At 72.7% G+C, this 16,881-nt stretch carries 15 protein-coding genes; 5 read left to right on the top strand and 10 right to left on the bottom strand.

Annotation, left to right across the window (positions count from 1 at the left end):
- Nucleotides 1-22: 22 nt before the first annotated feature.
- The 6 genes from bglX to C7456_RS09910 form a co-directional block, all read right to left on the bottom strand.
- Entirely contained in the window at nucleotides 23-2,401 is a 2,379-nt protein-coding gene (gene bglX, locus C7456_RS09935; RefSeq protein WP_109723582.1) for a beta-glucosidase BglX, read from the bottom strand.
- A 155-nt stretch (nucleotides 2,402-2,556) separates the two neighbouring features.
- Nucleotides 2,557-4,314, bottom strand: a complete 1,758-nt coding sequence (locus tag C7456_RS09930) for a GGDEF domain-containing protein (RefSeq protein ID WP_245889822.1) — start codon at nucleotides 4,312-4,314, stop codon at nucleotides 2,557-2,559.
- A 23-nt stretch (nucleotides 4,315-4,337) separates the two neighbouring features.
- Nucleotides 4,338-4,640 carry a hypothetical protein gene (locus C7456_RS09925; protein WP_109723580.1) on the bottom strand — a complete coding sequence of 101 codons (303 nt, stop codon included), beginning with the start codon at nucleotides 4,638-4,640 and terminating at the stop codon, nucleotides 4,338-4,340.
- Between the two features lie 220 nt (nucleotides 4,641-4,860).
- Nucleotides 4,861-5,565 carry an ion channel gene (locus C7456_RS09920; RefSeq protein ID WP_109723579.1) on the bottom strand — a complete coding sequence of 235 codons (705 nt, stop codon included), beginning with the start codon at nucleotides 5,563-5,565 and terminating at the stop codon, nucleotides 4,861-4,863.
- 127 nt (nucleotides 5,566-5,692) lie between these two features.
- Nucleotides 5,693-5,959, bottom strand: coding sequence for a DksA/TraR family C4-type zinc finger protein (locus C7456_RS09915; RefSeq protein WP_109723578.1), 267 nt, complete (start codon nucleotides 5,957-5,959; stop codon nucleotides 5,693-5,695).
- A gap of 136 nt (nucleotides 5,960-6,095) precedes the next feature.
- A complete protein-coding gene (locus tag C7456_RS09910) occupies nucleotides 6,096-6,734 on the bottom strand; it encodes a 2'-5' RNA ligase family protein (RefSeq protein WP_109723577.1) in 639 nt (212 codons plus the stop codon).
- Between the two features lie 291 nt (nucleotides 6,735-7,025).
- Here C7456_RS09910 and C7456_RS09905 point away from each other — a divergent pair, with 291 nt between their 5' ends.
- The gene (locus tag C7456_RS09905) at nucleotides 7,026-8,429 is read left to right on the top strand and encodes an FUSC family protein (RefSeq protein WP_139942875.1); all 1,404 of its coding nucleotides are present in this window, start codon (nucleotides 7,026-7,028) and stop codon (nucleotides 8,427-8,429) included.
- 9 nt (nucleotides 8,430-8,438) lie between these two features.
- Here the strand turns inward: C7456_RS09905 and C7456_RS09900 are convergent, their stop codons facing one another.
- Nucleotides 8,439-9,374 carry an RDD family protein gene (locus tag C7456_RS09900; RefSeq protein WP_170120201.1) on the bottom strand — a complete coding sequence of 312 codons (936 nt, stop codon included), beginning with the start codon at nucleotides 9,372-9,374 and terminating at the stop codon, nucleotides 8,439-8,441.
- A gap of 121 nt (nucleotides 9,375-9,495) precedes the next feature.
- Here C7456_RS09900 and C7456_RS09895 point away from each other — a divergent pair, with 121 nt between their 5' ends.
- A complete protein-coding gene (locus tag C7456_RS09895) occupies nucleotides 9,496-9,828 on the top strand; it encodes a hypothetical protein (protein ID WP_245889821.1) in 333 nt (110 codons plus the stop codon).
- Between the two features lie 19 nt (nucleotides 9,829-9,847).
- Here C7456_RS09895 and C7456_RS09890 read toward each other — a convergent pair whose 3' ends face one another.
- A complete protein-coding gene (locus tag C7456_RS09890) occupies nucleotides 9,848-10,585 on the bottom strand; it encodes a hypothetical protein (protein WP_109723573.1) in 738 nt (245 codons plus the stop codon).
- Nucleotides 10,586-10,827: 242 nt separating this feature from the next.
- Between C7456_RS09890 and C7456_RS09885 the strand changes: the two genes are divergently transcribed.
- The 3 genes from C7456_RS09885 (at nucleotide 10,828) to C7456_RS09875 (ending at nucleotide 13,885) form a co-directional block, all read left to right on the top strand.
- A complete protein-coding gene (locus C7456_RS09885; RefSeq protein ID WP_109723572.1) occupies nucleotides 10,828-11,487 on the top strand; it encodes a glutathione S-transferase family protein in 660 nt (219 codons plus the stop codon).
- 19 nt (nucleotides 11,488-11,506) lie between these two features.
- On the top strand, nucleotides 11,507-12,214 hold the full coding sequence (locus C7456_RS09880) for a DUF899 family protein (protein WP_109723571.1): 708 nt from the start codon (nucleotides 11,507-11,509) through the stop codon (nucleotides 12,212-12,214).
- A gap of 162 nt (nucleotides 12,215-12,376) precedes the next feature.
- Nucleotides 12,377-13,885, top strand: a complete 1,509-nt coding sequence (locus C7456_RS09875; RefSeq protein WP_109723570.1) for a tetratricopeptide repeat protein — start codon at nucleotides 12,377-12,379, stop codon at nucleotides 13,883-13,885.
- A gap of 91 nt (nucleotides 13,886-13,976) precedes the next feature.
- Here the strand turns inward: C7456_RS09875 and C7456_RS09870 are convergent, their stop codons facing one another.
- Together C7456_RS09870 and C7456_RS09865 are read right to left on the bottom strand one after the other, a co-directional pair.
- Nucleotides 13,977-14,873: a bifunctional helix-turn-helix transcriptional regulator/GNAT family N-acetyltransferase gene (locus C7456_RS09870; RefSeq protein WP_109723569.1), complete on the bottom strand. Its 897-nt coding sequence runs from the start codon at nucleotides 14,871-14,873 to the stop codon at nucleotides 13,977-13,979.
- A 246-nt stretch (nucleotides 14,874-15,119) separates the two neighbouring features.
- Entirely contained in the window at nucleotides 15,120-16,853 is a 1,734-nt protein-coding gene (locus C7456_RS09865; RefSeq protein WP_109723568.1) for an alpha-glucosidase, read from the bottom strand.
- Nucleotides 16,854-16,881: the final 28 nt, after the last annotated feature.

Here is a 16,881-nt window from a genome sequence, read left to right as displayed (position 1 = left end):
CGCGGAACCTTCCCCGCCGCCGCTACGGCGTGACCACGAACTCCGCCTGCCGGTCCGCCAGCGAGCTGCCGCCCACCCACGCGGTGTAATGCGTGGGCTCGACCACGCGCCGGCTGTGCACGTCGTAGAACGACAGCTCGTCGAAGCCCAGCGGGAAGCTCACCTGGCGCGATTCGCCGGGCCTGAGCGTGACGCGCCGGAAGCCCTGCAGACTGCGCACCGGCTGCTCCACGCTGGCGCCGAGGTTGCGCACGTACAGCTGCACCACCTCGGTGGCCTCGCGCGCGCCGGTGTTCTTCACCGTGGCGGTGACCGTGACCAGGCCCTTCGCATCGGCGCGGTTGGCCTCGGCCAGCGGCAGCGAGGCGCGCGAGACGCGCACGTCCGAGTAGGCGAAGGTGGTGTAGCTCAGGCCGTAGCCGAACGGGAACAGCGCGTCGTTGGGCACGTCGATGTAGCGCGAGATGAAGCGCGTGTCGCCGGCCGGCGGCTTGCCGAGGTCGGCCGCGCCGGCCGGGCGGCCGGTGGGAAACTGGTTGTAGTACAGCGGCTCCTGCCCCACCGCGCGCGGGAAGCTCATCGGCAGCTTGCCGCTGGGCGCCACGTCGCCGAACAGCACGTTGGCCAGCGCGTTGCCCGCCTCGGTGCCGGGGAACCAGGCCTCGAGGATCGCCGGCACATGCTTCGCCGCCCAGTCCAGCACCAGCGGCCGGCCGGAGAACACCACCAGCACCACCGGCTTGCCGGTGGCGGCCACCGCCTCCAGCAGCTGCTGCTGGTTGCCGGGCAGGTCCAGGTGCGCGCGCGAGCCGGCCTCGCCGCTCATCGCGCTCGACTCGCCCAGCGCCATCACCACCACGTCGGCCTGCCCGGCCGCGCGCTTCGCCTCGGCGAAGCCGGCCTGCGAGTCGCCCTCGATCCCGGTGCCCTCGGCATAGAGCAGCGTGCCGCCGGCGGCCCGCATGCGCGCCTGCAGCGCGTCGCGCAGGGTCACCACGTCGGGCACGTGCTGCGCGCCGCCCCAGGCGCCCTGCATCTCGCCGCTGGCGTCGGCCAGCGGGCCGATCAGCGCGATGCGCTTCACGCCCTTCGCCAGCGGCAGCACCGGCGCGCCGCCGGCGGGCTCGTTGCGCAGCAGGACGAAGGATTCCTCCGCGGCGCGGCGTACCAGCGGGCGGTGCTCCGGCACCGCGCGGGTCACCTCGCCGGGCCGCGCATACGGATGCTCGAACAGGCCCAGCGCGAACTTCACCCGCAGCACGCGGCGCACCGCCTCGTCCACGGTGGCCATCGACAGCTTGTGCTCCGCGAGCAGCCTGGGGATCTGCGTGTCGTAGAAGTGGGACATCATGTCCACCTCCACGCCGGCCTCCAGCGCCTTCTTCGTCGCCGTGGCGGCGTCCAGCGCGACGCCGTGGTTGGTCAGCTCCATCACCGCGGTGTAGTCGCTCACCACGAAGCCGCCGAAGCCCCATTCCTTGCGCAGGATCTCGTCCATCAGGTACGGGTTGGCGCTGGCCGGCACGCCGTTGAGCGCGTTGAAGGCGCTCATCAGGGTGGCCGCGCCCGCCTCCACCGCCGCCCGGTACGGCGGCAGGTAGACCTGGCGCAGGCGGATGTCGGACATGTCGGTGGTGTTGTACTCGCGCCCGGCCTCGGCGGCGCCGTAGGCGGCGAAGTGCTTGACCGAGGCGGCCACCGCGTCGGGCCTGGACAGGTCGTCGCCCTGGTAGCCGCGGATGTAGGCGCGCGCCATCGCCGCGCCGAGGTAGGCGTCCTCGCCCGCGCCCTCGGTGGAGCGGCCCCAGCGCGCGTCGCGCGAGATGTCCACCATCGGCGAGTAGAACCATTTGACGCCGGCGGTGGTGGCCTCCCCGGCCGACATGCGCGAGACGTCCTCGACCAGCTGCGGGTCCCACGAGGCGGCCAGGCCCAGCGGCACCGGGTAGATGGTGCGGTAGCCGTGGATCACGTCGGCGCCGAACAGGATCGGGATGTGCAGGCGGCTGGCCATCGCCGCCTGCTGGAAGGCGCGCGTCTTGTCCGCGCCGATCACGTTGAGCATGGAGCCCAGGCGGCCTTCCTTCGCCAGCTGCATCGCGTCCACGTGGACGCGCGTCTCGGGGTTGGCCGCGAGCGCGGGCGAGCCGCCGTCCGCGGTGGTCGGCGCGGTGTAGCCCACGTCGTTGTACTGCACCAGCTGGCCGATCTTCTCCTCCAGCGTCATCTGCTTGAGCAGCGCCTCCACGCGGCGCTCGATCTCCGGCGAGGCGAGCTGCGCGTTCGGGGGCCGCACCGCCGGACGCGGCGCGGCCGCGGCCGGCAGGGACGCGGCGCCGGCCAGCGCCAGGCCGAGCAGCAGCGCCAGGGGACGCAGGGAAAGGGGGGATGGAAGCTTCATGAGTCCTTGAAGATCGTTGTGCGCAGCCGCATGGCCCCGGCGCGGGAAAGGCATGGACGTAAACGTTTACATGCGGTGGCAAAAAAAAACCAGCCACGGTTCTCGAAGGGTACGCAAGCCGGCGGGAAATCGCCATGCCCGGGCGCCGGCGCGGCTCAGCCGGCGGCGGCGCAATCCTCCGCATCCGCATGGCCGGAGACGACGCGGTTGCGCCCGGCGCGCTTGGCCCGGTAGAGCGCGGCGTCCGCGTCCACCAGCAGCTGGCGCAGCTCGTAGCCGGAGCGGGCGGTGGAGGCCACGCCCAGGCTGGCGGTCACCACGGAATCGTGGCCGTCGCCGGAGAGCGCCTCGATCTCGCGGCGGATCCGCTCGGCCCGCGCCAGCACCTGGTCGATCGGGCACTCGGGCAGCAGGATGCCGAACTCCTCGCCGCCCAGGCGACCGAAGATGTCGGTGGAGCGCAGGTGCTGCTGGCACACCGCCACGGCCTGCTTGAGCACCTGGTCGCCCACCGCGTGGCCATGGCTGTCGTTGATCTGCTTGAAATGGTCCAGGTCGAGCAGGACCAGGCTGGCGCCGCGCGCGGAGCGCCTGGCATAGGCCAGCGCCTGCTCGGCCTCGGCCACGAAGTGCTGGCGGTTGTAGATGCCGGTCAGGCCGTCGCGGCGCGCCAGCCGCATGAAGCGCAGCTGCGAGCGCTTGAGCCGGTACAGCCAGAGCGCGATGAAGCCCAGCACGGTCAGCAGCAGGACGATGTACAGGCGGCTGGTCTCCACCGCCTTGCGGTCCAGCGCCTGCTGCAGCTGCAGGATCTGGTTCTGCTTGTTCAGCGCGTCGACCTGCTCCTTCCGCGCCTGCACCTGCTGGCGCACCATCTGGTAGGCCAGCGTCCTGGCGCCGACGTCGTCCAGGTAGCCCTTGTCGGCCGCCATGTATTTCTCGTGCCAGGCCAGCGCCGCGGGGAAATCGCCGCGCTGGCGGGCGATCCGGTAGAGCACCTCGTAGGCCTGGCTCAGCGGCTCGGTGTATTCCCCCTTGATGCCGTTGTCGATGACGGCGTGCGCGAAGTGCTCCGACTTCTCGACGTTCCCCTGCGTCCAGTAGGCCTGCGCCAGCAGGCCGTCGACCTGCGCGGTCAGGCTGGGGTACTGGTCGCGCCGGACGTCGGCGTAGTTCTTCTCCAGCAGCGCGATGGCGTCCGCGACGCGCCCGCGCCTCATGTCCAGGGCCGCCACGTCCGCGCGCATGGCGTTGGCGACCAGGATCTCGCCCGCCTTGACGCAGGTGTCGACGCCTTCCTGGAACACCGCGTCGGGCTCGCGCGCCTCGCCGCTGCGATAGCGGGCATGGAGCTTGAAAAACATCGCCTTGCAGGCGCTTTCGCCGGGAGGAAGGTCCGCCAGCATCTGGTCGGCGTAGCCCACCGCCAGCTCGTACTGGCCCGCCGCGATGAGCAGTTGCGCCGCCTCGCCCAGCGCCTGGTAGCGCACCGCCTTGTCGTCGATCCGCGGCAGCTGCTCCAGCATCTGGCTCATCCGGGCGAAGGCCTCCTCGTAGCGGTGGCCGACGCCGAGAATGTTGACCAGCGTGGCCAGGGCCCGGACCCGCAGCACGGGATCGTCGGACTGGCCGATGACCGCGCCGAGCTGCGAGCTGGCCCTTTCGTAGTCGCCGGCGTAGGCGACCTGCCAGGCTTCGAGGTAGCGCAGGTAGCTCTGCTGCTCCGGCGGCAGCCGCGCCCTCTCCTGCTCCAGGCGGTGCAGGATCTGCACGAACTCGGCATGGTTCGACGTCTTGATGCGGTCGGCGCGCTGCAGCGACGCCGCCTCGCCGCCGGCCATGGGCGCGTCCGTCGCGGCCGCGCCCATGGCCAGGCCGAGGAACATGCCCGCCGCCAGGCATCTTCGGCGCATGCTGCCGGGCCTGGACATGGATGTCAGGCGGCGGATGCGCGGATGCCATGCGACGCAGCCAGCTGCTCGTCGCCTTCCTGCTCGCGCTCCTCGTCCTCGTCTTCCTGCTCTTCCTCTTCTTCTTCCTCCCCCGGCATCAGGATGGAGAAATGCGCGCCCTGGCCCAGCAGGTCCTGCAGGCGGCCCGCTCTCCCGTCCAGGATCGCCGACCGCACGGCCGGTTCCAGCCCCGCCTCTTCCATCGCCTGCGCCATTTCCTCGGGCGAGGCGTCGCGCAGCTGCGCGTCCTGGCCCATGCGCTCCAGAAAATCGATCACGTCCGACATGGCATTCCCCCTTGGCATCTGGAAGCGGCCGCCGGGTGACGGCCGGCAGCCGCTCGCTGGCCGGTCCCGCCGGCCACGCCTGTCGATCATATCCCGCCTTGGTCCCGGGCGGCCGGCCGGTGCGCGATGGGTGGCTCGACGCTGCGGGACGCGGCCCGGGCCACGAACGGGGCGTCCTGCGCCATGGGCATGCGGCCAATCGCCCGCGGGGCGCGACGCGCTAGTCGCCCTTCTGCGCCACCGCCAGGCCGATCAGCCGCGACACCACCAGCGCCAGGTACATCACCCCGGTGAGCATCTCGACGTCGGCCACCGCGCGGGCGAGGCCGGACAGCGGCACCACGTCGCCGATGCCGGTGCTGGAGAGCAGCGCGAAGCTGAGGAACATCAGGTCGGTCCAGCCGCGCGGCGTGCCGGCCTGGGTGGCGGTGAACGCGCTGGGCTGCAGCGCCTGGCACAACGCCAGCACGTAGGTGAACGCCCATACCAGCAGCGTGAAGGTGGCGCCCGCGGCGAACAGCTCGTCGGTGCTGGCGCGCCGGTCGGCCAGCATGTAGCCGACCAGGCAGGCCGCCGCGTAGAAATAGAACACCGCCTCCATCGCCGCCTGCCACGGCAGCAGGCCGGCGTAGCCGCCGATCAGGTAGCCGGCGTTGAGCGCCACCGCCGCCGCCGCGAGGGCGATGCCCGTGGCCAGGCGGCCGCGGGTATGGCGGATCATGCGCAGGGCCAGCAGCAGGATCAGCACGCCGGCCACGCCAAGCACCGTGTTGGCGGCGCGCAGGTCCTCCACCAGCGGGTACAGCAGCACGCAGAGCAGCTGGACCAGCAGCAGCAGCGCCGAAGGGTTGCGGCGGGTCAGGATTCGCCAGCGCCGCAGCCACCTGTCGCCCGCGCCCTCCGCCTCCGTCGCCTCGACACGCATGGATCGCACCCCGGCCATGGACGAGCGCACAGGATAGCGCGGCCGCGCGGACGAAGGCCCCGCCATGCCGGCCGGCGAAGGCACCGCCTGCTCCGCCCGCCTTCGGCGCGAGCCGCGCGTCCCGGCCTCAGCGCAACTGGCTGTCCTTGCTGCCGCGGCGGTTGTACAGGCTGGCGCCGCGCTGCTCGGCGTCGTGCGCCTCCTGGCAGGCCACGCACAGGCGCACGCCGGGCACGGCCTTGCGCCGCGCCGCGGGGATGGCCGCGCCGCATTCCTCGCAGTGCGTCAGGCCCGGTCCCTGCTTGAGCTGCCGGCGCGCCCGCTGCACGGCGTCGTTGACCGTGGCGTCGATCTGGTCCTGCACGGCGCCGTCGCCTGCCCAACCGGTTGCCATGGAACCCTCCGCTGCCGCGTGATGCCTGGGACGAAAGATAGCGGGTGGCGGCGAAAGCCCGCGCGAAGGGCGCGCTGCCATCCCACGAAAGGGAATCTGGGGGCGTCGCGGACGGATTCCAGCGCCCACGCGCCGTTCAGCCGCCGCGCAGGCGCAGGCGGCAGCGGCTCGACAGCGCCCCCTGCGGCACGCGCGCCTCGTAGGTGGCGTAGTGCAGCTCCCCGACCGGCAGCGGGACCGGCGGCGCCTCCAGCCCGGCCAGCCGCGCGCGGACGGTGGCGGCGTCCACCCGGCGCCGGTACAGGCCGAGCGTGATGTGCGGCACGTAGGGCGCCCGCCTCACCTCGCGCGCCGCCCGCGCCAGCCGGGCGCGCCAGCCGGCGAGCCGGCCCTCCGGGTCGCCGACCGGCACGAAGGCGGCGCTGGCGAAGCTGTCCGGCCGGCCGAGCGGCAACGCGCCGGCGGCGCCGTCGTCGCGGCCGAGCAGGTCGATCTGCCGCCGCAGCTGCGCCGGGGTGAAATCGTCGTCCGCCACGCGCGCCGCGCTCTCGAAGCCGCAGACGAACAGCGTCAGGTGCGGCTGCCGCCGGGGACACGGATGCAGCAGGTCGGCCAGGCGCCGCCGCGCGTCGCGCAGGTAGGCGAGCAGCGCCGGCTCCTCCACCGGGATCATCCAGATGCCGTAGCGCGTGCGGCCGCGGCGCCATTCCGGGTAGTCGCGCAGCTCGGCGACGATGGTTTCGGCCGGCCCGTTCGCCCGATCCGAGAACAGCATGCACTAGTCCCTCCGAAGCCGGCCCGCCGCGGCCACGCTGGCTCTGGCAACCGCGGCGCGCGCACTCGCCCCGCATCGGGCGCGCGCCGTGCCGAAGGGTGCGTCCCCCTCCGGCCCATCCCGCGAGCGCGGGCCACACCGGCATCCAACGGCGGCGGGACGGACGGGAAGCGGAACATCGGCGGCTCTCCGCAAGGCACGGACGGATTCTCGATGGACCGGGCCGTTGGCCGGAAGCCCGTCGCCCGCTCCGGGCCTACAATCGCCGCGCCCTCCTCTCCGGTGACGCGCATGAAGCCTGGACTTTCCGCATGGTTGGGCGCGGCGCGCGCCACCGCGGCCGCGCTGCTGCCGCCGCTGGCCGAGGCGGTGACGACCATGCTGGCCGCGCTCGCCACCCTGCTCTGCACGCTGCCGCTCGCGCCGGGGCGCGGGCCGGCGGTGCTGGCGGTGGTGCTGAGCCTCTCGCTCTCGCGCAGCCAGCTCGACCGCGATCTGCGCGGGCGCCTGGAGGCCGCGCTGGCGCTGCCGCTGGTCGGCCTCGTCGCGGTCGGCGTCGGCCTGCTGCTGCGGCACGCGCCGTGGCTCGGCGCGGCGGCCTTCGTCGCGGGCATGTCGGTGCCGGTCTGGCTGCGCCGCTTCGGGCCGTTGGCGCGCCGCGCCGGCGCGCTGGTCGCGCTGCCCTTCGTCACCCTGCTCACCGTGCCGCACGCGCGCGCGGAACCGGGCGGCCTCCTGCCCGCGCCGCTGGCGCCGGTGGCGGTCGCGCTGCTGGCGCTGCTGTGGGTGTCGCTGTGCCACGCCCTCGCGCGCCGGCTGCGCCTGCTGCCGCGCGTGCGGCCGCCGGAGCCCGCGCCCGCCGCCGCGCGCGAAGGCACGCTGCGCCCGGCGGCCAGCACGCGCATGGCGATCCAGATGGCGGTGGCGCTGGCGGCTTCCTTCGCGGTGGGCTACCTGTGCTTCGCCGAGCGCTGGTCGTGGATCGTGCTCACCGCCTTCATCGTCAACAGCGGCAACCGCGGCCGCCTGGACGTGGCGCACAAGAGCGGCCTGCGCGTGCTGGGCGCGGCGGCGGGCACGGTGCTGGCGCTTACGCTCAGCCTGCACGCCGGCGCGGGCTGGCCGACCGCCGCGCTGATCCTCGCGGCCCTGTTCCTCGGCGTCTGGCTGCGCCCGCTGGGCTACGCCTGGTGGGCCTTGTTCGTGACGCTGGCGCTGGCGCTGCTGCAGGGCTTCGCCGGCGCGCCGCCCGCGGCGCTGCTGTGGCAGCGCCTGGAGGAAATCGTGATCGGCGCGCTGATCGGCGTGGCCGCCGCGTGGTTCGTGCTGCCGGTGCGTTCGACCGACATGCTGCGACGGCGGCTGGCCGACGCGCTCGCGGCGCTCGCCGAGGCGCTCGATCCCGCGACGGCGTCCCGAAGCCCCGCAGGCTTCGTGGCCGCGCTGGAACGGCTGCAGCAGGCGGCGCGGCCGTTCCGCTCCGCCCGCCTGCTGACGCGCCGCTTGCGCCGCCGGCAGCCGGCCGACTGGGCGGACGCGCTGGCGGCCTGCCGGGCCGACGCCGTGCGCCTGATCGAGCAGGGCGCCACGCCCGGCCGCGCGCGCCAGGCCGTCGGCCAGGCGCGCCGGGCGCTGCGCGAGCCGGAGCGCCTGCTGCCCGCCCTGCAGGAGCTGCGCCGCGCGCTCGCCGGCTGAGCGCGACCGCTACCGCAGCTCGTCCGGCCGGTAGGTGTAGCTGCGGTATTTCCAGCCGTGGGCGATGCCCATGTCGTAGCCGTACACCAGGATCACCACGAAGGCATCCTCGGCGCGGCCGTCGTCGCTGGCGGCCAGCACCCCGGCGGCGCGCCGGGCCAGGCCGGCGTCGTCGAGCAGCGGCGCGTCGAGCCGCAGGCTGGCCTGCAGGTAGCGACTCCCGGTGCCGTTGAACGAGGCCGACCCGCGCATCACCAGCGCGTTCAGCACGTGCGGCTCGCGCGTCAGCGTCCGGTAGGCCGGCAGCATCCCGGCGAAGGCGTCGCCGCCGGCCAGCCGGTGGAGCGCGAGCGGCAAACCGAGGGCGAGCACCGCCAGCAGTCCCAGCACCACGTAGTGCCCGCGCCAGACCGCGGCGACCGGCCTCGTCTCTCCCGGTTCGGCGCGCACCACGCAGGAGCCCACCGCCAGGTCGTGCAGCGTCTGGCGCGTGCGCCGGTTGAAGACGTACAGGTACGCGGTGCCCAGCAGGCCGCCGAACACGAGCAGCGACAGCAGCGCGTCGAGCGGCAGCGGCGCGTCGGGCCCCAGGACGGGAGCGCCGTTGAGGAAGCACGGTACGCCCAGCACCGCGTAGCGCAGCATCGCGCGCGGCACGGAAAGCGGCGCCCCGGCGCGGTCGACCACGCGGATGCCGAGCAGCATCTTGCCGACGGTCTGCCCGCCGCGGAGGCGGCTGTTGCACAGGCCGAAGTAGAGCAGCGCGAGCGCGAAGCCCGGCAGCCGCGCATAGCCGCCCATGCGCGCGAGCGCGTCGAACAGCAGCCCGCCCACGATCATGCCCGCCACGCCGAGCAGGAACAGGTCCACCGCCAGCGCCACGAGCCGCCGCCAGAAACCGGCGATCTCCACGGCCGCGCCGCGGCCCCCGATATCTGCATCCATGGACATTCCCCCTTGGCGCGCAACGATGGCGCAGCAGCGCGGACGGCACAAGCGGGCATCGATTTCCGCCCGGCAAAAACGGCCCGCCGTTGCCTGTGGCCGTTACGCGACGGAGCGCTTCGTGCTATTCGTGGCACGGATGGGCAAGAACAAAGACGAGGAACGCCTGCACCGCCGGCTCGACCGCCTGGAACGACGCCTGCCGGGCTGGATGGCGCGCGGCTTCCGCCGCCTGCGCGAACCGTCGGCCCGCTCGCTGCGCGCGCTGGTCGGACTGCTGCTGGTGGCCGCGGGCCTGCTGAGCTTCCTGCCGGTGCTGGGGCTGTGGATGCTGCCGCTGGGCCTGCTGCTGCTCGCGCAGGACCTGCCGCCGCTGCGCCGGCCGATCCGGCGCGCGCTGGTGCTGGCCGAGCTCCGCTGGAAGCACTGGCGCCGCCGCCGCGCGGGACGCTGACCGCCGTGGCCCCGCGGGGCTACTTCCCCTTCGCCTGCACCGCGTCGATGTACTTCAGCTCGCCGAGCGAGCGCGGCTCGTCCGGCACCAGCTTGAGGCAGGCGCGATAGGCCGCCCGGGCCTCCTCGTAGCGGTGCAGCTCCACCAGGTCGTAGCCCTGCCCGCGCAGCGCCTTGCACTTGATCTCCGGCACGTCGGCGGTGGTGAGGTCGGCATTGGCCTCGGCGTCCTTGTACAGCGCCAGCGATTCGTCCCACTGGCGCTTCTGCTGGTAGGCGTAGGCCAGCTCGATCTTGTACTGGCTGTCCATCGGCGCCAGCGCGAGCGCCTTGCGCAGCTCGACGATGGCGTCGTCGTAGCGCGCCATCTCGTTGTAGGCGTAGCCGCGCCCCCAGTAGGCCATCGCCCAGGCCGGCCCCAGCACCCGCGCCGAGAACGGCGGCTTCGCGCTCACCGCCAGGCTGGCGTACAGCAGCGCGTCGGCGGTGCCGCGGGCGCTGAAGATCTTCTCCTTGCTGGCGCCGTACTGCGCCTCGTAGCGCCGGGCAACCTCGTCGAACGGGCCGTCGATGGCCGCCTGGATATGCCCCTGCTGGATCATCCGCACGCCGTCGACCACGCGCTGCACGTCGGGGTCCGGGCGTTCTTCCGCCGGCCCGGCATCGCCCGACTTCGGCGGCGCAGCCGGATGCGTGGCGCACGCGCCCAGCATGAAGACGGCGGCGGCCAGTGCCGCCCAACGCAAGCCCGTTCCCATCACCGCCTCCCTGTCCGTGCCGGCATGGCCGGGAGCATAGCGGAACGCAGGCCGCCGCCGTTTCCGGCGAAGGCGCCTTCCCGCGCTCCGCTCCGGGAAACCGCCGCCCGGCGCGCTTCATCGGCGCGACGAACCGGCGCGGGCGGAATCGATAGCGGCCGCGAATGGCGGGCGACCCGGTTGTCGATTCCGCCGGCGGCCGTTCGTCGTCCATGGGAACCCCTCCACCGAAGGACACCTCGATGCCGCAGTTGCCCAGGCTCTACGCCCACCCGTTCTCCTCCTACAGCCAGAAGGCGCTGGTGGCGCTGTACGAGAACGGCACGCCGTTCGACTACCGCTCGCTGGAAGACCCCGCCGCCAACGAGGAACTGGCCGCGCTGTGGCCGATGAAGCGCTTTCCGGTGCTGGCCGACGGCGGCCGCACGGTGCTCGAGGCCAGCTGCATCGTCGAGTACCTGGACCAGGCCTATCCGGGCCCCGTGCGGCTGATCCCGTTCGACCCGCGGGTGGCGCTGGAGGTGCGCATGCTCGACCGCTTCTTCGACAACTACGTCTCCACGCCGCAGCAGAAGGTGGTGTTCGACCGCCTGCGCCCGGAAGCCGAGCGCGACCCTCGCGGCGTGGCGGAGGCCAGGGCCATGCTCGAGACCGCCTACGCCTGGCTCGACCGCCACATGGCCGGCCGCGAGTGGGCGGCCGGCCATGCCTTCAGCCTGGCCGACTGCGGCGCCGCGCCGTTCCTGTTCTATGCCGACTGGACCCACCCCATCGACCCGTCCTTCCGCCACGTGCGCGCCTACCGCGAGCGGTTGCTGGCGCGTCCCTCGTTCGCCCGCGCGGTGGACGAGGCGCGGCCCTACCGCCGCTGCTTCCCGCTCGGCGCGCCCGACCGCGATTGATCCCACCCGGAGACCGGCCATGACCCAAGCCCCCGCCCTCGTTCCCGCCGCCGAACTCGCCGCGCGCAACCGCACGCGCTTCCCCAACGAAAGCGCGGCATACCGCCGCGCGCGCCAGGCCCTGCTCGCCGAGGAGATCGAGCTGCGCCGCCACATCGAGCGCGTCGCCGAACAGCGCCGCGCGCTGCCGCCCGGCGGCGAGGTCGGCGGACGCTACCGCTTCCAGGGCGAGCACGGCGAGGTCGATCTCGCCGGCCTGTTCGGCGACAAGCCGACCCTGGTGGTCTACAGCTACATGTTCGGCCCGCAGCGCGCGCGTCCCTGCCCGATGTGCACCTCGCTGCTCTCCGCCTGGGACGGCGAGGCGCGCGACATCGGCCAGCGCGCGGCGCTGGCGGTGGTGGCGCGCTCGCCGCTCGCGCGGCTGCTCGACTTCAAGCGCGAGCGCGGCTGGCGCCACCTCAGGCTGTACTCGGACGTCGACGGCGCCTACAGCCGCGACTACTTCGGCGTCGCCGAGGACGGCAGCGACATCCCCGCCTGCAACGTGTTCACCCGCCGCGGCGGCGTCCGCCATTTCTGGAGCGGCGAGATGGGCCCGGAGACCGCCGACCCCGGCCAGGACCCGCGCGGCGCGCCCGACCTGATGCCGCTGTGGACGGTGCTCGACTGCACGCCGGAGGGCCGCGGCACGGACTGGTATCCCAGGCTCGACTATCCCGGCTGAGCGGGCCGATGCCCAATCCGGAAGAAGCTGCTCCTTGCGTGACCCTGTCCCCACGACGCTGCCGGGGCGTCAGCGGCTTGCCGCGGCCACTCGCCGCTCCACACCTTTCATCCAAGGCGGGAAACAGGCACCTTAGGCACGCCATTTCAGGGGGAGTGGAGTATGAGGAGCATCTGGTTCCTGGTCGGCCTGCTGCTCGGCGCAGGCGCCGCGCAGGCTTCGATCACGCCGCAATCGCCGCCGCAGACCATTTCGTCCGATATCGCCGCGAGCCTGCGCGGCAAGCTGGTGCAAAGCGCCATCCTGGCCAGGCAGGGCCAGCTCGGCGCGGCAGCCGCGATGCTGGACAGCATCGTCAATTCCGACGGTTTCATGCTCCTGCCGGAACCGGAGCGCTACCTCGCGCTCACCCTGGACGGCACCATCGCCCTGGAAAACGGGCGCTACGACGCCGCACACGGCCTGCTGGTGCAGGCCAGCCACTACGACGAAGCGGACGACGCGGTCTGGTCTGCGCGGCTGCGCGCCGCCTTCGTCCTCTACAACTACCGCGATGCCGCGCTCTGCGTGGCGACCCTGTCACGCCGATGGCCCGGTTCCATGGAGAGCGTCCGGAGCAATGCCATCTACGCCATCCAGCGCGAACTGGCCAAGCACGGCAACGATGCCGAATCGCTGGACATGCTGCAGGCGCTGTTCGATCTCAAGTGGACGGACGAGGACGGCGAGCCTAGCGGCCTGTGGCGGGAGCTGGCGCGCCTGCTCATCGACAAGGGCGACCTCTCCAGGGCGAAGGCCGTCGCCACCCGCATCCGCTCGGCGCGCGTCGCGCTCAGCATGCGCGTCGACAAGCGCTTCGACCCGATCACCCAGGCCGCCCCGCAAGCCTTCGACGTCGATCGGCTGATGACCGCCGAAATCGCGGAAGCCCAAACGCGGATGAAGGCGACGCCCGGGCTGCTGGAACCCCGCGTGCATCTGATCAACCTGCTGCTGTCCACCCGCGAGTATGGCCGCGCGCTGGCGCTCGCCGACGAGGCCATCGAAAAAGTGCAAGGCAGCCAGGACGCCAAGCCTTATCTCGACTTCGACGAACAATACATCTGGCTGCTCAATGCGCGCAGCGACGTGCTGGAGGGACTGGGCCGCTGGGACGAAGCCGCCGTGCAACTGGCGCGCGCCACCCGGCGACCGGAGAATGGCGAATTGAACGTGAGCCAGGCGATCAACCTCGCCAGCCTGTACGACAGCCTCGGTCGACCCGACAAGGCGTTGGACGCCGTGGCCGAGGTCGGCCCACTGAGCGACTTCGGCCGCATGCAGTTGGAAGGCGTCAAGCTGCGCGCCTTCCTCCAGAACGGGGACGCCGCCGCCGCGGCCAAGTCCGTGGCCTACCTGCGCGAGCATCGCATCGATGCGATTGCGACCTGGCAGAACGCCCTGCTCGCACAGGGCGACATCGACGCGGCGGCCGACGTGATGGTGGAGCGCCTGGACAATCCCCGCTGGCGCAGCGACGCCCTGGTTGCCGCACAGGAGTATGCGGACGTGCCCATGACTCCGGTGAAACAGAAGATCGATGCGCTCCGCCAGGCCATGCTCAAACGGCCCAGGGTGCAGGCGGCGCTGGCCAAGGTGGGGCGCGTGGAGCGCTTTCGCTTCGCGCCTTGACCGGAGAGACACGACGGCACCACCCGCTGCGCCGGGCGCCGCGCATGCCGCTCACTGGAGCGGCACGGCGTGGCAAGGCCAACCGGCCACCCTACGAACGCCGCCGCAGCCCGCGTTTCTCGAACCAGTGGTGGGCATAAGGATTGGCGTTGTATGGCGCGGTCTCCGCATAGCCATTGCGGACATACAGCGAGCGGGCCTCGTCGAGCGCGCGATGGGTATCCAGCCGCAGCACGTTCACGCCGGCCTCCGCGGCGTGCCTCTCGAGCGCATCGAGCAGCCGCTGCGCGATGCCGAGCCCGCGCGAGGCAGGCTCCACCCACATGCGCTTGATCTCGCCCATGCCCTTGCCCCGGAGCTTCAGCGCACCGCAGCCCACGGGCCGCCCGTCCAGGCGCGCGATGAGGAACAGCCCGGCCGGCGGCACGAGTTCTTCCGGTTCGGCGCTGGGACCTCGCGCAGGGTCGAAGCCGCCCTCGAAGCGTTCGTCCAGCTCGCGGAAGTACGTCTCGATGCACGCACGGGCGTCGGCGCTGTCCGGGTCGGCCGGCTCGATCGTCACTGCGGCCGCGCGCATGAGCCGCTCCACCTCGCCCATCGCCGCCACCAGGCGCTCCCGCTGCCGCTCGCCGAGCGGCGCCAGCAGGGCGGCGGCGGCGTCCTGCGAGCGCCGCTCGAGCGCGTCCAGCTCGCTGCGCCCCTTCGCCGTCAGCACCGCGCGCCGCACCCGGCCGTCGTCGGCGGCGCGGCGCGAGGACACCAGCCCCTGCCGCTCCAGCGAGCGCAGCAGCCGGCTGAGGTAGCCGGAATCCAGCGCCAGGCGCGCGCGCAGGTCGCGCACGTCCGCGCCTTCGCGGCCGATCTCGAACAGCAGCCTCGCCTCGCCCAGCGGGCGCCCGCAGCCGAGGTAGTCGTCGGCCAGCGCGCCGATCCGCCGCGTGACCGCGCGGTTGAAGCGGCGTACCTGTTGCAGATGCCTCGAGTCCATTACCTGACTTTAGTCAGGTAAATGACGGGCGTCAACCATGCCCGCCCCGCCGACAGGCAATAACGCCCCGCATGGCCGGCCGGGGATCGTTCAAGCGAAAGGAACCGGATCGCGCGCCCGCCCAGCGGCAAGACGCACCGGGTGCACATGGTCGGCATCGCGCCGGCCACTTCAGGCGAACGCCGGCCACGACCCGCCTGCGGGCCGCCTCCGCGAGGCGACTCAACCGGCGGCCTGACGCTTTAGCTAGTGCTTCGGCGCCACGACCCACGAGGCATACGGTGGCAGCGTCGCGCCGTCCAGCGTCGTGGCCCTGGCCAGCGCGGGATCGGTGGCGGCCAGCGTGCGCACCGCGCCCTGCACGAGGCCCGCCCCGACCCGCCGCGGCCCGCCGCTGAAGTTGACCAGCACGGTGACCGGCTCGGCGCCCTCGCGCCGGTAGACCAGCACGTCGGGGTCGGCGCGGTCGAGGAAGGTCATCGCGCCGTCGCGCAGCGCGGGGTTCGCGCGCCGCAGCGCGATCAGCGTGCGGTACCAGTTGAGCAGCGAGCCGGGCTCGGCCAGCTCGGTCTGCACGTTGACCGTGACGTGGTTGGGGTTGACCGGCAGCCAGGTGCGCGGGCTGGTCGAGAAGCCCGCCTGCGGCCCCGGCGTCCACTGCATCGGCGTGCGCTCGCCGTCGCGGCCCTTCTCCTTCGGCCAGCCGGTGATGCCGATGGGGTCGCGCACGTCCTCCTTGCGCGTCGGAGTGGCCGTGGTCATGCCCAGCGGCGCGCCGTAGTAGGTCAGCGCCGCCGCGCGCGTGGTCAGCAGCAGCGTGGCGATGGCCTTGGCCCGCTGCACGTCGTGGCGGCCGTCGCCGAAGCGGTCGATCGAGCGCGGGTTGTCGTGGTTGTCGAACACGATCAGCGGCTGGCCGTGCACGTCCTGCGCGTCCTCCAGCGCCTTGCGGAACCAGCCCGCGTCGAACCTGGCCTGCGCGCCGAAGCCGGGCAGCGTGTTCATCGGCAGGTGCAGCTCGTCGCGGCGCGCGCCGCCGTACCACTTGTCCAGCTCGGCGACGTCCGGCGTGTAGGTCTCGCCGATCAGCACGCGCTCGCCCGGGTAGCTGTCCACCATCGCGCGCATGCGGCGGATCACCTCGTGCACCTCGGGCAGGTTGTCGCTGTGCAGGGAATGCAGGTTCGGATCGCCCTGCGCGTTGGTGCCGGGGCGCTGCGGGTCGTTGCGCAGCGCGGGGTCCTCGAACAGCGTGGAGATCGCGTCGAGGCGGAAACCGGCCACGCCCCGGTCCAGCCAGAAGCGCATGGCGCCGAACATCGCCTGCTCGACCGCCGGGTTGCGCCAGTTGAGGTCGGGCTGCTGGCGGTAGAAGCGGTGGTAGTAGAACTGCCTGCGGGCCGGCACCCACTCCCACGCGGAGCCGCCGAACACCGACTCCCAGTTGTTCGGCGGCACCTTGCCGTCGTGCTCGAAGCGCTTCTGGAACGGCGTGACCCCCGGCGCATCCGCGTCGACGCCGTCGTTCCAGACGTACCAGTCGGCCTTGGGGTTGTCGCGCGAACGGGCCGACTCGACGAACCAGGGGTGCCTGTCCGAGGTGTGATTGAGCACCATGTCGAGGATCACGCGGACGTGCCGCCGGCCGGCCTCGCGCAGCAGCGCGTCGAAGTCGGCCAGCGAGCCGTACTGGGGGTCCACCGCCTCGTAGTCGGCAATGTCGTAGCCGAAGTCCACCTGCGGCGAGGGATACATCGGCGCGATCCAGATCGCGTCGACGCCCAGCTTCTGCAGGTAGTCCAGGTGTTGCGCGATGCCGCGCAGGTCGCCCACGCCGTCGCCGTTGCTGTCGCCGAAGCTGCGCGGGTAGATCTCGTAGATCACCGCGTGCTTCCACCACGGGTCCGTCGCCGCGTGCGCGCCGGCGACGGCGAGGGACAGGGCGAAGCCCAGGGCGAGTCGGCGGACGAACGGCGGCATGGAACGGCTCCTCGGTTGGCCTCGCCCC

The organism is Fulvimonas soli (genome assembly GCF_003148905.1).
Taxonomy (GTDB): Bacteria; Pseudomonadota; Gammaproteobacteria; order Xanthomonadales; family Rhodanobacteraceae; genus Fulvimonas; species Fulvimonas soli.
Note: the sequence above shows the minus strand (reverse complement) of the source record. Positions and strands in the feature narration are given on the sequence as shown.

Bases quoted from the DNA above. Each gene is read 5' to 3' on its own strand.
- bglX (WP_109723582.1), bottom strand. From the start codon at position 2,401: ATGAAGCTTCCATCCCCCCTTTCCCTGCGTCCCCTGGCGCTGCTGCTC.
- C7456_RS09930 (WP_245889822.1), bottom strand. From the start codon at position 4,314: ATGCGCCGAAGATGCCTGGCGGCGGGCATGTTCCTCGGCCTGGCCATG.
- C7456_RS09925 (WP_109723580.1), bottom strand. From the start codon at position 4,640: ATGTCGGACGTGATCGATTTTCTGGAGCGCATGGGCCAGGACGCGCAG.
- C7456_RS09920 (WP_109723579.1), bottom strand. From the start codon at position 5,565: ATGCGTGTCGAGGCGACGGAGGCGGAGGGCGCGGGCGACAGGTGGCTG.
- C7456_RS09915 (WP_109723578.1), bottom strand. From the start codon at position 5,959: ATGGCAACCGGTTGGGCAGGCGACGGCGCCGTGCAGGACCAGATCGAC.
- C7456_RS09910 (WP_109723577.1), bottom strand. From the start codon at position 6,734: ATGCTGTTCTCGGATCGGGCGAACGGGCCGGCCGAAACCATCGTCGCC.
- C7456_RS09905 (WP_139942875.1), top strand. From the start codon at position 7,026: ATGAAGCCTGGACTTTCCGCATGGTTGGGCGCGGCGCGCGCCACCGCG.
- C7456_RS09900 (WP_170120201.1), bottom strand. From the start codon at position 9,374: ATGGATGCAGATATCGGGGGCCGCGGCGCGGCCGTGGAGATCGCCGGT.
- C7456_RS09890 (WP_109723573.1), bottom strand. From the start codon at position 10,585: ATGGGAACGGGCTTGCGTTGGGCGGCACTGGCCGCCGCCGTCTTCATG.
- C7456_RS09885 (WP_109723572.1), top strand. From the start codon at position 10,828: ATGCCGCAGTTGCCCAGGCTCTACGCCCACCCGTTCTCCTCCTACAGC.
- C7456_RS09880 (WP_109723571.1), top strand. From the start codon at position 11,507: ATGACCCAAGCCCCCGCCCTCGTTCCCGCCGCCGAACTCGCCGCGCGC.
- C7456_RS09875 (WP_109723570.1), top strand. From the start codon at position 12,377: ATGAGGAGCATCTGGTTCCTGGTCGGCCTGCTGCTCGGCGCAGGCGCC.
- C7456_RS09870 (WP_109723569.1), bottom strand. From the start codon at position 14,873: ATGGACTCGAGGCATCTGCAACAGGTACGCCGCTTCAACCGCGCGGTC.
- C7456_RS09865 (WP_109723568.1), bottom strand. From the start codon at position 16,853: ATGCCGCCGTTCGTCCGCCGACTCGCCCTGGGCTTCGCCCTGTCCCTC.